The 13,157-nt window shown below is 70.4% G+C and carries 15 protein-coding genes and 2 pseudogenes; 7 read left to right on the forward strand and 10 right to left on the reverse strand.

Going from position 1 to position 13,157, the window contains the following annotated elements; all coding sequences use genetic code 11:
- Window positions 1-89: 89 nt before the first annotated feature.
- On the forward strand, window positions 90-596 hold the full coding sequence (locus Drose_RS03115) for a type III secretion system chaperone family protein (RefSeq protein WP_260726652.1): 507 nt from the start codon (window positions 90-92) through the stop codon (window positions 594-596).
- Between the two features lie 557 nt (window positions 597-1,153).
- Here the strand turns inward: Drose_RS03115 and Drose_RS03120 are convergent.
- The 3 genes from Drose_RS03120 to Drose_RS03130 are packed head-to-tail and all read right to left on the reverse strand — an operon-like array spanning window position 1,154 to window position 3,992.
- Window positions 1,154-1,474 (reverse strand): STAS domain-containing protein, encoded by a 321-nt coding sequence (locus Drose_RS03120; protein WP_260726653.1) that lies wholly within the window; start codon window positions 1,472-1,474, stop codon window positions 1,154-1,156.
- Window positions 1,475-1,504: 30 nt separating this feature from the next.
- Window positions 1,505-2,731 carry an MFS transporter gene (locus Drose_RS03125; protein ID WP_390891317.1) on the reverse strand — a complete coding sequence of 409 codons (1,227 nt, stop codon included), beginning with the start codon at window positions 2,729-2,731 and terminating at the stop codon, window positions 1,505-1,507.
- Window positions 2,732-2,768: 37 nt separating this feature from the next.
- The gene (locus tag Drose_RS03130; RefSeq protein WP_260726654.1) at window positions 2,769-3,992 is read right to left on the reverse strand and encodes an MDR family MFS transporter; all 1,224 of its coding nucleotides are present in this window, start codon (window positions 3,990-3,992) and stop codon (window positions 2,769-2,771) included.
- A 64-nt stretch (window positions 3,993-4,056) separates the two neighbouring features.
- Between Drose_RS03130 and Drose_RS03135 the strand changes: the two genes are divergently transcribed.
- Window positions 4,057-4,809, forward strand: coding sequence for a phosphoglyceromutase (locus tag Drose_RS03135; RefSeq protein ID WP_260726655.1), 753 nt, complete (start codon window positions 4,057-4,059; stop codon window positions 4,807-4,809).
- A 54-nt stretch (window positions 4,810-4,863) separates the two neighbouring features.
- Here the strand turns inward: Drose_RS03135 and phoU are convergent, their stop codons facing one another.
- Window positions 4,864-5,532 carry a phosphate signaling complex protein PhoU gene (gene phoU, locus Drose_RS03140; RefSeq protein ID WP_260726656.1) on the reverse strand — a complete coding sequence of 223 codons (669 nt, stop codon included), beginning with the start codon at window positions 5,530-5,532 and terminating at the stop codon, window positions 4,864-4,866.
- 197 nt (window positions 5,533-5,729) lie between these two features.
- Here phoU and Drose_RS03145 point away from each other — a divergent pair, with 197 nt between their 5' ends.
- Window positions 5,730-6,782 carry a sensor histidine kinase gene (locus tag Drose_RS03145; RefSeq protein ID WP_260729595.1) on the forward strand — a complete coding sequence of 351 codons (1,053 nt, stop codon included), beginning with the start codon at window positions 5,730-5,732 and terminating at the stop codon, window positions 6,780-6,782.
- A gap of 71 nt (window positions 6,783-6,853) precedes the next feature.
- The gene (locus Drose_RS03150) at window positions 6,854-7,537 is read left to right on the forward strand and encodes a response regulator transcription factor (protein WP_260726657.1); all 684 of its coding nucleotides are present in this window, start codon (window positions 6,854-6,856) and stop codon (window positions 7,535-7,537) included.
- Window positions 7,538-7,657: 120 nt separating this feature from the next.
- Here the strand turns inward: Drose_RS03150 and Drose_RS03155 are convergent, their stop codons facing one another.
- From Drose_RS03155 to Drose_RS38975, 3 genes and pseudogenes are all read right to left on the reverse strand, one after another.
- Window positions 7,658-8,290, reverse strand: coding sequence for a PilZ domain-containing protein (locus Drose_RS03155; protein ID WP_260726658.1), 633 nt, complete (start codon window positions 8,288-8,290; stop codon window positions 7,658-7,660).
- A gap of 128 nt (window positions 8,291-8,418) precedes the next feature.
- Window positions 8,419-8,532, reverse strand: a pseudogene (locus Drose_RS38970) (hypothetical protein); the annotation flags it as partial.
- A gap of 180 nt (window positions 8,533-8,712) precedes the next feature.
- Window positions 8,713-8,775 (reverse strand): annotated as a pseudogene (locus Drose_RS38975) (hypothetical protein); the annotation flags it as partial.
- A gap of 277 nt (window positions 8,776-9,052) precedes the next feature.
- Here Drose_RS38975 and Drose_RS03165 point away from each other — a divergent pair.
- A complete protein-coding gene (locus Drose_RS03165; RefSeq protein ID WP_260726660.1) occupies window positions 9,053-9,265 on the forward strand; it encodes a hypothetical protein in 213 nt (70 codons plus the stop codon).
- A gap of 4 nt (window positions 9,266-9,269) precedes the next feature.
- On the opposite strand, the gene Drose_RS03170 is transcribed toward Drose_RS03165, so the two are convergent.
- On the reverse strand, window positions 9,270-10,094 hold the full coding sequence (locus Drose_RS03170; RefSeq protein ID WP_260726661.1) for a hypothetical protein: 825 nt from the start codon (window positions 10,092-10,094) through the stop codon (window positions 9,270-9,272).
- A 61-nt stretch (window positions 10,095-10,155) separates the two neighbouring features.
- On the opposite strand from Drose_RS03170, the gene Drose_RS03175 reads away from it, so the two are divergent.
- Window positions 10,156-11,085 (forward strand): Ppx/GppA phosphatase family protein, encoded by a 930-nt coding sequence (locus Drose_RS03175; RefSeq protein ID WP_260726662.1) that lies wholly within the window; start codon window positions 10,156-10,158, stop codon window positions 11,083-11,085.
- Between the two features lie 40 nt (window positions 11,086-11,125).
- Window positions 11,126-11,929 carry a sugar phosphate isomerase/epimerase family protein gene (locus Drose_RS03180; protein WP_260726663.1) on the forward strand — a complete coding sequence of 268 codons (804 nt, stop codon included), beginning with the start codon at window positions 11,126-11,128 and terminating at the stop codon, window positions 11,927-11,929.
- Between the two features lie 170 nt (window positions 11,930-12,099).
- On the opposite strand, the gene Drose_RS03185 is transcribed toward Drose_RS03180, so the two are convergent.
- Window positions 12,100-12,300 (reverse strand): cold-shock protein, encoded by a 201-nt coding sequence (locus Drose_RS03185; protein ID WP_260726664.1) that lies wholly within the window; start codon window positions 12,298-12,300, stop codon window positions 12,100-12,102.
- A 231-nt stretch (window positions 12,301-12,531) separates the two neighbouring features.
- The gene (locus Drose_RS03190; protein WP_260726665.1) at window positions 12,532-13,119 is read right to left on the reverse strand and encodes a CGNR zinc finger domain-containing protein; all 588 of its coding nucleotides are present in this window, start codon (window positions 13,117-13,119) and stop codon (window positions 12,532-12,534) included.
- Between the last annotated feature and the right edge of the window lie 38 nt (window positions 13,120-13,157).

The raw sequence follows: 13,157 nt of genomic DNA on the forward strand, positions 1-13,157 counted from the left end.
GGCGCATGAGCGGTCCGGAGCGTAGCGGAGGGGCCGCTCATCATGGGCACAGTGTGGAGCTCGGGCGGCCGGAGCGTAGCGGAGGACGTATGAGCGGTGGCACGAATCGGGACGAGGTCGCGGAGCTGATCAAGAAGGTCGCCGCGGACCGGGAAATTCCGTGCGAGGCGACCGGTGACCACGCCTTCGTGGTCACGTTGCCCGGCACCCACAAGCAGAAGACGAACTGCAACCTCATCGTCGGCGAGCACACCCTGCGCGTCGAGGCGTTCGTGATGCGCCACCCCGACGAGAACCGCGAGGCGCTCTGGGAGTGGCTGTTGCAGCGCAACGCGCGCATGTACGGTGTCGCGTTCGCCGTCGACACGGTCGGCGACGTGTACCTCATGGGCCGCCTCCCGTTGCACGCGGTCACCGAGGACGAGCTCGACCGCCTGCTCGGCGCGGTCCTCACGTACGCCGACGAGAGCTTCGACCCGATGCTGGAGATCGGCTTCGGCTCGGCGATCCGCCGCGAGTGGGAGTGGCGCGTCAAACGCGGCGAGCCGCTGGACAACCTCCGCGCGTTCACGGCCTTCGTCAATCGCAAGGCGTAGATATCCGGTCCGGGCGGTCGACAGAGCCCGCCGGCCTGTCGGGTGTCTACAGTGGACAGAATGGCTCCGGCGCCTCGGTCCGTGGCCTTCCGCTCCCGCGTGGAAATGGCCGGGCTGGACAACGGTTCCGGGTGGACGGCGAGGGAGTGAACCGCTCGCGTGTTCGCCTGCCGGGATTGTCGGGGTGCCCGGGCCGACCTGTGAGTCCGATTTCGGACTTTCGACGAAATTCGATTTATTGCCATTGTGTGAGGGAGCTGACAGCCCGTTTACTTGTCGCTCGATTCCCGAGCCGCGTACCGTCTTTCTCGGATCCGGCGATTCCTGAAGTTGGGGAACGACGGGGGTGTTCAGGGCCGTCAAGGCCCTCTCGCGGCGACGTGTCCGGGCGGGGCGCGTCGTTGCCAGCCGGCGGCACGCGCGGCCGAGAGGCCGCAGCGGAGCGGGTGTCGTGGACTGGGGGTGCGCGTCACCCGCTGCCGCCGGTGCGAGCCGCCACGGTGAGTGGCGCGACGAAGCGCGAAGGAACCTCTGGAGCCCGGCGCTCGGGTGCGGCTTCAGGTCAGGGCGAAGACGTCCAGGAGGCCGGTCAGCTTCAACTGGGCGTAGGCCAGGGGGCGCGGGTTGCGCAGGGTCAGCGCGCAGCCGGCGCCGTTGGCGAGCTTCCAGCAGCTCACCAGCGCGCCGATGCCCGCCGAGTCGAGCACCGTCACCTCGTCCAGATCGAGCACCAACTCGCCCGGCCCGAAGGCCGGCAGTACCGCCCGCACGGCCAGCACGACCTGGTCCCGCGTGGCCAGGTCGAGTTCCCCGGCGAGGCGGATGACGACCGTGCCGGGAGCCGTGGCTTCCAGGGTCGCAGACAGCCCGTCGTCCACATGCGCCTCCCGCCGTATGAAGGGCGGGAGCTACCCGGCGACGGGGGCCGCAAACCTTTCGCCTTCCAGCTTTTTGGCCACCCGGCGCTCGCGGGCCGGTTGGATCAGCAGGTGTCCCGCCGCCGCGGTCAGGCCGAGCGCACCGCACAGCACCCAGTGCCAGTTGCCGAGGTGTTCCAGGCTGGCCCCGCCGGCCGCGGGCGCGATGAAGCTCGCCGCCGGGAAGACCAGGTAGAAGACGCTCTGGTACCTCGCGCGCAGCGCCTCCGGCGACAGCTCCGCGATCACGGCGGCGTTCGGCGGCGCCGCGATCATCGAGCCGACGGTCCAGATCGTCGCCGCGACGACGTACCCCGCGACGTCGTCGGCCAGCGCGACGGACGCGAAGCCCAGGCCCAGGAAGGCGTTGGCGACCGCGAGCGAGGTGCCCTTCCGCCAGCGGCCGATGAGCCGCGGCACGAACAACTGGCCGAGGACGATGAGCAGGCCCGCGTACGCGACCACCGAACCGTAGACGGTGGGCCGCAGCCCGTCGCCGGTGATCGCGAGCGGCAGGATCGTCGAGCTCTGCAAGGTGACCACGGCGAGCAGTAGCGAGAGCCCGACGAACAGCATGAACGACGGGTCGGTCAGTGCGGTGTGCAGGCCGCCGGGCGGCCGCACGGTGGTGGCGCGTCGCGGCCGGGTCTCGCGCACCTTCCACAGGATCAGCAGCGCGGTGACCAGGGTGGCGGCCGCGTCGACGGCGAACAGCAGCGGATAGCTCACCTCGGCGAGCAGGCCGGCGGTCAGCGACGCCACCGCCATGCCCAGGTTGAACGCCCAGAACTGGAGGTTGAACGCCCGGCTGCGGTCGTCGACCGGGGTCACGTCGACGATCGCCGCGACGAACGCCGGCCCGGGCATCGAGTGCGTCAGGCCGAGCAGCGCGGCGAGCGCGGCGATCACCGGCAGGTCGCCGGTGATCGCGAGGCCGGCCAGGAGCGCGACCGCGCCGAAGTGCGCCAGCAGCAGCGTGGGCCGGCGGCCCCAGCGGTCGGCCAGGACTCCACCGAGCAGGACCCCGGCGATACCGCCGATGCCGTATCCGCCGACGACCAGGCCGGCGACGCTGAGCGACAGGTGCTGTGCCGACGTGAGGTACAGCGAGAGCACCAGCGCGACGAAACCGCCGACGCGGTTGATGAGCATGCCGGTCCAGAGGTACCAGTACATCCGTGGAAGGCCGCCGATGGTGGACCGGTACCACTTGCGCACGTCGCAGCTCACTTCAAATTATTAGGTAAGTTTACATTTAGATCTTAGCCGGCGCGGCTTCGCGCCGGGCGGCGGCCAGCGCGGCCACCCGCCGTTCGCGCGCCGGCGCGGCGAGCAGTCCCCACACGCCGCCGACCACGCCCAGCCCGAGGCAGCCGAGCCACAGCGTGGTGTTGCCGGCGTGGTCGCGCACCGCGCCGCCGAGGGTGGGCGCCAGGAACGACGCCATCTGCCAGGAGAGGGAGAAGGCGCCCTGGTAGCGGCCGCGCATCGCGGCGGGGGAGAGGCCGGCGAGCAGGGTCGCGTTCGAGGGGGCGTTGAGCATCTCGCCGGCCGTCCAGATCAGCACCGTCGCGCCGTACCAGACCGGGGTGTGCGCAAACGCGGTGAGCCCGAAACCCAGCCCGACCACCATCGAGGACACCGGCAGCACGAGGGCGGGGCGGCGCCGGGCCAGCAACCGGGTCAGGCCGAGTTGCCCGGTGACGATCATGACGCCGTTGAGTGCGATGACCACTCCGAACGTGCTGCTCGACAGGCCGTCGTCGAGCATCGCCAGCGGCAACATCGACATGTGCTGAAGAAGGACCAGGGCCAGCAGCAGGTTGCAGGCGACGAACCCGAGGAACACCCGGTCCCGGAGCACGGTTCGCAGGCTTCCGGCCTGATGCTCGTGCTCGACCACCTCGGGCCGGGTCTCGCGGACCTTCACCGCGATGAGCAGCGCCGCCGCGGCGGTGGTCACCGCGTCGACGAGGAACAGCGTGAGATAGCCGGCCCGCGTCGCCAAGCCCGCCAGGACCGCGGCGATCGCGAAGCCGAGGTTGATCGCCCAGTAGTAGATGTTGAACGCGCGCATCCGGTCGGCCTCGGGCACGATGTCGGTCATCATCGCGCCGAGCGCCGGCCGGGCGGACTCGGCGGCCAGGCCCAGCGCGGCGGCCGCGACCATGATGGCGATCCGGTCCTGCGCCAGGCCCAGCGCGACCATCAGGGCCGACGCCGAGAAAAGGCCGAGCAGTGCGGTCGGCCGGCGGCCCCAGCGGTCGGCGAGCTGGCCGCCGGCCGTGACGCCGATCGCGCCGCCCACGCCGTACAACCCGATCACGAGGCCGGCGGCGGACTCACTGAAGCCACGCTCTCTGGTCAGGTAGATCGTGAGGAAGATGATCACGAAGCTGCCGGCGCGGTTGACCAGGGTGGCCACCCACAGCACCCAGAACTGACCCGGTAAGCGCTGCTGCCCCGTAATGCCCGCCACGGTCTCGCATCCTTACATCCGGGCCACTGTGCTGTCGAAGGGTTAAGTGCGGGAGGATGGTTTCATGAGCGAAGTCGGGACACTGGTGCTCTTGCGGCACGGTGAGAGCGAGTGGAACGCCAAGAACCTGTTCACCGGCTGGGTCGACGTGGACCTCAGCGCCAAAGGAGAGGCCGAGGCCCGGCGGGGCGGCGAGCTGATCCGCGCGTCCGGTCTCCTGCCGGATGTGGTGCACACGTCAGTGCTGCGCCGTGCCATCCGTACCAGCGAGATCGCCCTGCACGCCGCCGACCGGCACTGGATCCCGGTCCAGCGCAATTGGCGGCTCAACGAGCGGCACTACGGCGCATTGCAGGGCAAGAACAAGAAGCAGACGCTGGAGGAGTTCGGCGAGGAGCAGTTCATGCTCTGGCGCCGCTCCTACGACGTGCCCCCGCCGCCGATCGCCGACGACGACGAGTGGTCGCAGTCCGGCGACCCGCGGTATGCGACCCTGCCGCCGGAGCTGCTGCCGCGCACCGAGTGCCTGAAGGACGTCGTGCGGCGCATGCTGCCGTACTGGTACGACCAGATCGTCCCCCAGTTGCTCGCCGGCAGGACGGTGCTGGTGGCGGCGCACGGCAACTCGCTGCGTGCGCTCGTGAAGCACCTCGACGGCATCTCCGACGAGGCGATCGCCAAGCTCAACATCCCGACGGGCATCCCGCTGCGGTACGACCTGGACGCGTCGCTCAAGCCGATCACGCCGGGCGGGACCTACCTCGACCCGGAGGCCGCGGCCGAGGCTGCCGCCGCGGTGGCGAACCAGGGCCGCTGACCCCGTGCGAAGCGGGCGGGGCGCCGGTCCCTCCCGCTTCGTCGTGTCGTGGCCTCACTCGGCCGGTTTGGCGTCCTTGGCGTCCAGCGCTTCGCCGGTCACCAGGAACACCACGTGCCGCCCGGCGTTGACCGCGTGGTCGGCGTACCGCTCGTAGTAGCGGCCCAGCAGTGCCGAGTCGACCGCCGCCTCGGTGCCCTCGGTCCAGCCCGGGCCGAACATGATGCCGAAGAGGCTGGTGTGCAGGCGGTCCATCGCGTCGTCGTCACGGTCCAGTTGGCCGGCGGCCACCACGTCGGAGGTGGAGATCGCCCGGGAGATCTTGCCGGCGATCCGGTCGGCGACCGAGCCCATCCGCTCGAACGTCTCGACCAGTGGGGCCGGCACGGCGACGTTGGGGTGGCGGCGCAGGGCGGTCTTGGCCACGTGCTCGGCGAGGTCGCCCATCCGCTCCAGGTCGGCCGCCAGGTGCAGCGCGGTCAGCACCACACGCAGGTCGGACGCCACGGGCGCCTGGCGGGCGCACAGGTCGTACACCTTGTCCTCGACGAGCCGGTAGAGGGCGTTGACCTCGGCGTCGCGGGCGATGACCTCTTCCGCGTCGGTCTGGTCGGCGTTCAGAAGGGCGCCGGTGGCCCGGTTCATGGCGCTGCGGACGGCGTCGGCCATCCACACCAGCAGCCGGTTGACCTGCACAAGATCCGCACGGTATTCGTCGCGCATGGTGCTCCCATCGTGTCGGACCTCACGGTATGGTTCCGCCCCCGCGCCGGACGTGAACTTCACCCCGCGAGGGGGTGAACACTGGACGACGTGAGCCCGTTTCGTGCCTTCGCGTGCCGTCGGTCGGGTGAGCGACCTCCTACCATCGAGCCGTGGAGTGGAAGTTCCGGCAGCAGGCGAAAGCCGAGGGTCCGGCGATGACCGAGATCCTCGACGCGTTGCTGGTCGGGGTGCTCGTGCTGGACGAGGACGACCGCCCGGTGCTCGCCAACGCGGCGGTCCGCGAGATGGGCCTCGTGCGGCAACGCGCCGGTTCGACCGTCGACGAGGCGCACACGATCGTGCGGACACTCGCCGGTCAGGTGCGGCGCAGCGGGGTCACCCGGGTCGTCGAGCTCGACCTGCCCCGGATCACCCATGGCGATCCGCTGGGTGTCAACGTGCGCGCCGTCGCGCTCGACGGCGGCCGGGTCGCGATCGAGGCCACCGACGTCACCGAGGCCCACCGGGTCGCCCGCGTGCGGCGCGACTTCGTCGCCAACGTCAGTCACGAGCTGAAGACCCCGGTCGGCGCGCTCCAACTGCTCGCCGAGGCCCTCCTGGACGCCACCGACAAGGACCCCGCCGCCGCCATCCGGTTCGCGGAGCGGATCAAGCACGAGTCGTCGCGGCTCGGCCGGCTCGTCTCCGAGCTGCTGGAACTGTCCCGGCTGCAGGGCGCGGAGCCGCTGCCCGAGTTGGAGCCGGTCGACGTCGACAAGATCACGGCCGAGGTGCTCGACCGCACCAAGACCCCGGCCTCTGCCAAGGAGATCGAGGTGATCTTCGAGGGTGTCCGGGGCCTGACCGTCTACGGCAACGAAAACCAGTTGGTCACGGCCGTGGTCAACCTCGTGGAAAACGCGATCGCCTACTCGCCGGAGTCGACCCGGGTCACCGTCACCACGTCGGCGAGCGAGGACGGGTTCGTCGAGATCGCGGTCGCCGACCAGGGCATCGGCATCGAGCCGCGCGACCTGGACCGGATCTTCGAGCGGTTCTACCGCGCCGACCGGGCGCGCTCCCGGGCTACCGGCGGCACCGGCCTCGGCCTGGCGATCGTCAAGCACATCTCCACCAACCACGGCGGCTGGGTCACGGTGACCAGCACCGTCGGTGTTGGCTCGACGTTCACCTTGCGGCTGCCGTCGCGTCCGCCGGAGGGCACGTTGGCGCTACCGCCGTCAGTTGAGATCGGAGGGGCCCCATGATCGTTATGCGACAGCAATCCCGCGGTTCGCAGCGTAGTGCGGTTCCCCGGCAGCTACGAAAGGACAGCACGTTGGCGCGCGTACTCGTGGTCGAGGACGAAGAGTCGATTTCCGACCCGCTGTCGTACATGCTGCGTCGCGAGGGTTTTGAGGTCTCCGTCGCGGCGACCGGCACCGAGGCCCTGACCGAGTTCGACCGCACCGGCGCGGACATCGTCCTGCTCGACCTGATGCTCCCCGAGCTGTCCGGCACCGAGGTGTGCCGGCAGATGCGGCAGAAGTCCAACGTGCCGATCATCATGATCACGGCGCGGGACAGCGAGATCGACAAGGTGGTCGGGCTGGAGATCGGCGCTGACGACTACGTCACCAAGCCGTACTCGCCGCGCGAGCTGGTCGCCCGCATCCGCGCGGTGCTGCGGCGCCAGGTCGACGCCGTCGGTGACCTCGCGCCGCCGACGCTCTCGGCCGGCCCGGTCCGCATGGACGTCGACCGGCACGTCGTCACCGTCGCCGGCGGCACGGTGCAGTTGCCGCTCAAGGAGTTCGAGCTGCTCGAGCTGCTGCTGCGCAACGCCGGCCGGGTCCTCACCCGGGGCCAGTTGATCGACCGGGTGTGGGGCGCGGACTACGTCGGCGACACCAAGACCCTCGACGTCCATGTGAAGCGCCTGCGGTCGAAGATCGAGCCCGAACCGTCCGCCCCCCGGTACATCGTCACGGTGCGCGGCCTGGGCTACAAATTCGAGCCGTAACCCCCTCCTCCCCTCAGCCCTTAGGCGTCGATCTTGCAGTTATGGTGCCGCGACGCTCCCTATTTGTCCGTGTTTGTCGGCACCATAACTGCAAGATCGACGCGAAAGGAAGGGGTGGGGTCAGCCGGCGTTGGCGACCGACTCGCGACTGCGGCGGCGCTCCTCCATCTCGCGGCGCAGCACGTGGCCCCGGATCGCCCGGCCGACGAGTTCGGTCGTCTCATACGTGATGATCACGTCGTACGTCCCGTTCTCGTAGTCCCGGCGGACGAACAGCACCGTGCCGTTCAGCGGGATCGTCTGGTCCTCCAGGGCGATCCGCAGCTCGACCCGGTCGTCCCGGTCGAACTTGTCCTCCAGCATCCGGCAGCGGATTCCGCCCTCGGACAGGTCGATGACCCGGCCCGCGTACGCGGTGCCACCTATCGTCACCTCGACCGGCCCACCGCCGCCGCCGCGGACGTAGTTTCGGCGGGTCTGCAGCCGGATGCTGCCGATCGCCTCCAGCGACCAGCGCGGCGGCTGCTCCTTGCTCAGTCCCGTCAGCCGCACGTCCACCGCGTGCCGCCGGTCGCCCGCGACCCAGGCCAGCTCCAGCGACGTGCCGACCTTCGGCAGGTCGGCACCGTTCACGCCGAAGGGCGCGGCCACGGTCAGGCGCTTGTCGGTCGCGTCCTCGACGCGGGACCGATAGGCCTCGCCATCCATCAGGACCACGTCGACCAGGGTGTTGATCGCGGGCAGACTGGTCACGCCCACAGGTTCGGCCTCGATCGGGCCGACTTGAGGATTCAGGAGTCGAGTGCCGCGCGCCATTCGTACGGCTTGGCGAAGTGCCCCGGCGCGCACACCAGCTCGTCGATCTTGCGCTTCTCGCGGGCCGGGCTGCCGGCGACCACGGTGTCGGGCGGCACGTCACGGGTGACCACCGAGCCGGCGCCGACCAGTGCGCGGGCGCCGATCCGGACCCCGGGCAGGACGGTCGCGTTGCCGCCGATGGACGCGTCGTCGTCGACGGTGGCGCCGCCGACGCACTCGTCGTATCGCGGGCAGGGCGGGTGCGGGTCGTCGGTGAACACGACCCCGGGGCCGAGGAACACCCGCCGGCCGAGGGTCACGTTCTCCAGGAAGCAGTGCGAGTGGACGCGGCTGCCGTCGCCGATCCGGTTGCCGGGCTCGAGCACGGCGTTCGTACCGACCGAACAACCGTCCCCGATGATGTTGTTCTCCCGGATCATGGCGCCGTGTCCGGACTGGAACCGCTCGCCGATCACCGCACCCGCGTAGATCACCGTGCCCGATCGGATACAACTGTTGGCCCCGATGACGGTCGGGAACTCGCCCGGCCGCGCCCCCCGCGGCGGTACGCCGATCCGGGCCCCGGGCTCGACAACAGTGCCTTCGCCGAGCTGCACCCCGGGAAAGATCTCTTCGTTCACCGCATGAACCTATCCGGGCGGTGGGTTCGCCGGTTGTCGCACACCGGACACCACCCTGACCGTACCGTTGCGATTGGTGCGCACGTTCAACACCGGCCCGGCCGGGATGTTCTTGATGCTGGTCGGCGTGATGCTGGCGGCCAGTTCGGCGTGGACCGCGGTCGGCGCGGCCACCTGGTCCGAGTCCCTGCCGAGCATCTTCATCGGCCTGTCACTGCTGGCGGTCGGCTCTTCGCTGCTCGCCAGGGCCCGGCGCCAGCAGCCCACCGAGCACGAGGAGGACGACTGACCCGTCAGACGGGGCGGATCGGGATGAGTTCGCGGGCCGCCACCGTGGCCGGGTGAGGGGCGATCATGCCCTGCTCGACGCGGGCCGCGCACAGTTCGGCGAGCTTGGCGTAGGCCGCCTTGCCGATCAGGGCCGTCAGCTCCGGCTCGTACTCCTGGTAGAGCCGCAGCGCGCCGACGTGGGCCTCCGGGGAGGACGTGCACCACCAGTGCAGGTCGTGGCCACCCTCGCCCCAGCCGCGCCGGTCGAACTCGCCCAGCGTCGAGACCAGCACCTTGGTGCCGTCGGGGCGCTTGCGCCAGTCCTGGTCGCGGCGGACCGGCAACTGCCAGCACACGTCCGGCTTGTATTCCAGCGGGTGCACGCCGTCGCGCAGCGCCTGGCCGTGCAGGGCGCAGCCGCCACCGCCGGGGAAGTCGGGGTCGTTCTGGAAGACGCAGCCGGCGCCGGGGCGGGTGGCCGTGCGCAGCGCGGGGTTCTCACCGTCGATGGTGTCCGTCTCGGTGTAGTTCTTGAACCCCTTGCGGTAGTGCTGCCAGTGCTCCGGCGAGAGCCGCTTCGCCGCCGCGCGCACGCGCTTCTTGTCGTCGTCGTCGGTGAAGAAGGCGCCGTGCGAGCAGCAACCCTGCTCCGGCCGGCCCTCGACGATGCCGTGGCAGCCGGTGCCGTAGACACATGTCCAATTGGACAGCAGCCATGTCATGTCGGCACGGATGAGGTGGTCGGCGTCATCCGGGTCGGCGAACTCCAGCCACTCACGCGGGAAGTCGAGGTCGACCTCGGGGTGGCGCGGGTCGTCCGGGTCTTCGACCTCGACCTGTATCTCCATTCGACGAAGCGTACGCCGTCTGTTTCGCCCCGCCGAAGCATGACGCGACTACGGTGAGGCGATGCGCCTCGGTGTCCTCGACGTCGGCTCCAACACGGTCCATCTCCTCCTTGTCGACGCGCACCACGGTGCTCACCCGTGGCCCGCCCACTCGCAAAAGGCCGAACTGCGCCTCGCCGAGCGGATCGGCAAGGACGGTGAGCTCAGCAAGGCGGGTGCCGACAGCCTCGTCGCGGCGGTCGCCCAGGCACGTGACGCCGCCGCGGCGCTGAAAACCGACGACCTGCTCGCCTTCGCCACCTCCGCCGTGCGCGACGCGAAGAACTCGGCCCGCGTCCTCAAACGGGTCCGCGAGGAGACGGGCGTCGACCTGCGGGTCCTCTCGGGCGAGGCCGAGGCGATCATGACCTTTCTGGCGGTACGGCGCTGGTTCGGCTGGTCCGCGGGCAGGCTGCTGGTGATGGACATCGGCGGCGGTTCGCTGGAGTTGGCGGCCGGCATCGACGAGGAGCCCGACGTGGCGCTGTCCGTGCCGCTCGGCGTGGGTCGCCTGACCCGGGAGCGGCTCGACGGTGACCCGCCCTCGGCGGCGGCGGTCGGCGCCCTGTGCGAACACGTCGAGGCCGAGGTCGCCAAGCCGGTGAAGAAGCTGGTCGACAGCGGCTGGGACCGGCCGGTCGCGACCTCGAAGACGTTTCGCACGCTGGCCCGTCTCGCCGGGGCGGCGCCGGCGAGCGCCGGGCTGCGGGTGCCCAGGAAGCTGACCCGGGTCGGCCTGCACCAGGTGCTGTCGTTCATCCGTCGGATGCCGTCGGCGGCGCTGGCCGAGATCGACGGCGTGAGCCCCGGGCGGGCGCATCAGATTCTCGCCGGTGCCGTGGTGGCCGAGGTCACCATGCGCAGCCTGGGCATCGAAGAGGTCGAGGTCTGCCCCTGGGCTTTGCGCGAAGGGGTGATTCTTCGCCGCCTGGAGGTCCTGGAGTCGAGTTGATCGACAGGAGACGCTACCGGGCGAGGGCTAGCCTGGTGTTGTGAGTCGTCAAGTTCCGGTCCTGTTGTCCACCTCCTCCGTCTTCCCCGAGCCGACCGCCGCAGGTTTTGAGATGGCCGCCTCGGTCGGATACGACGGAGTAGAGGTGATGGTCTGGTCCGACGCGGTGAGCCAGGACGCGGGGGCGCTCCTCGGACTGTCGAAGCACTACGGCGTGCGTGTCGGCTCCGTGCACGCGCCCTGCCTGATGGTCACCCAGCGGGTGTGGAGCCCGGACCCCTGGGAGCGGCTGCGCCGCGCCGCCGAGCTCGCCGACGCGCTCGGCGCGCCGACCGTGGTCGTCCACCCGCCCTTCGCCTGGCAGCGCGACTACGCGCGGACCTTCCAGTCCGGCCTGCTCAAGCTGGGCCGGCAGTTCCCGGGCATCCGGTTCGCGGTGGAGAACATGTTCCCGCTGCGCGGCGTGGGCCGCGAGTTCGTGCCGTATGCGCCGGGCTGGGATCCGACGCTGATCGGGTTCGACGCCTACACGCTCGACCTGTCGCACTGTGCCGCGTCGCGGACCGATGCGATCGCGCTGGCCGACACGATGCGCGGCAACCTGGCCCACGTCCACCTGGGCGACGGCACGGGCAAGGGCCGCGACGAGCACCTCGTGCCCGGACGGGGGACCCAGCCCTGCGCGGAGATCCTGGCGTCGCTGGACGGGCGCGGCTTCACCGGCTCGGTGGCGGTGGAGGTGGGCACCCGGAAGGCCCGCAGCCGCGCCGACCGCGAGGCCGACCTGGCCGAGGCGCTGCGGTTCGCCCGTCAGCACCTGGCAACGCCGTCCCCGGTCGCCTGAACCAGCCCGGCGCCGCCGGATCCCCGATCCTCCGAGGACCTCGGCGCGGCCTGATCCCCGTGGCGCCGCGGCGTGCCGAAGTCCGGCCCGGGGGCCGTTCGCCCCTGGCCGAAGACGCAGAGACCTGCCCCCGGCGCGTTCGGTCGCGCCGGGGGGCGGTAAGTCGGTGGTCAGATCTTGCGGACGGACTCGGCCTGAGGACCCTTCGGGCCCTGCTTGATCTCGAACTCGACCCGCTGGTTCTCCTCGAGGCTGCGGTAGCCTTCCGAGACGATGGCGGAGAAGTGGACGAAGACGTCGTTGCCGCCGTCGACGCTGATGAAGCCGAAGCCCTTCTCAGCGTTGAACCACTTCACGGTTCCCTGGGCCATGGTGCTGTTTCTCCTTCGTAGGGCGTTGTGATCCGGTGACCTACCCGGTGTCAAGAGCCGTCAACAAAATGAGCGGCCCCGCATCGCCCAAGCCCGCGGATCCGACTTGTCGGACGCGCGGTGAAGCGAACCACATGACGCAAGATATGCCGAAGTGCCCGGCCTCGGAGGCGGTTTCGGGTTCTCGAACCCGACCGGCCGATCTCGGCCGGGTCGAGTCCGCTCGGCGACCTACGCGGTCATGACCGCCTGGTCGGTGTCATCCGCGGTGACCTGGGCCTGCGCGGGCGCGGCGCCGGTCTCGGCGGCCCGCTTGCGCGCCCGGTGCGCGGCGACGTGGGAACGGGTCGCGCACCGCTCGGAACAGAACCGGCGACAGCAGTTCGACGAGGTGTCGAGGTACACGTTGCCGCAGCGCTCGTCCGCGCAGACGCCGAACCGGGCGCTGCCGTGCTCGCACAGCCACACCGCCAGGCCCCAGGCGGCCCCGGCCAGCAGCTCGGAGCTCACCGAGGAGCCCCGGCCGGTCACGTGCATGTGCCAGTCGTGGGTGTCGTGCCCGGAGATCCGCGGTTGCATCGGATAGGCCTCGAGCAGTGCGTTGAGCTCCGCGACCGCGGCCCCGTCGCGGCCGGCCGAGCCGTGCTCGAACACCTCCCGGAGCCGCTTGCGGGCGCGCCGGAGGGCGATCAGGTCGCGCTCCGTCGCCTCGGCGATCTGCCAACTGACGTCGCCGAACAGTGCGGCGAGGTCTTGCATGCTTTCGAGCGGCGCGTTGACGATGTCGACAGCGGTCCGCGCATACGCGTCGAAGTCCACCCGACCAAGGTAGTCAAGAAATGCCACACTGGCGACCA

The organism is Dactylosporangium roseum (assembly GCF_025264685.1).
GTDB lineage: Bacteria > Actinomycetota > Actinomycetes > Mycobacteriales > Micromonosporaceae > Dactylosporangium > Dactylosporangium roseum.

Coding starts and splice junctions, on each gene's coding strand:
- Drose_RS03115 (WP_260726652.1), top strand. CDS start 90: ATGAGCGGTGGCACGAATCGGGACGAGGTCGCGGAGCTGATCAAGAAG.
- Drose_RS03135 (WP_260726655.1), top strand. CDS start 4,057: ATGAGCGAAGTCGGGACACTGGTGCTCTTGCGGCACGGTGAGAGCGAG.
- phoU (WP_260726656.1), bottom strand. CDS start 5,532: ATGCGCGACGAATACCGTGCGGATCTTGTGCAGGTCAACCGGCTGCTG.
- Drose_RS03145 (WP_260729595.1), top strand. CDS start 5,730: ATGACCGAGATCCTCGACGCGTTGCTGGTCGGGGTGCTCGTGCTGGAC.
- Drose_RS03170 (WP_260726661.1), bottom strand. CDS start 10,094: ATGGAGATACAGGTCGAGGTCGAAGACCCGGACGACCCGCGCCACCCC.
- Drose_RS03175 (WP_260726662.1), top strand. CDS start 10,156: ATGCGCCTCGGTGTCCTCGACGTCGGCTCCAACACGGTCCATCTCCTC.
- Drose_RS03185 (WP_260726664.1), bottom strand. CDS start 12,300: ATGGCCCAGGGAACCGTGAAGTGGTTCAACGCTGAGAAGGGCTTCGGC.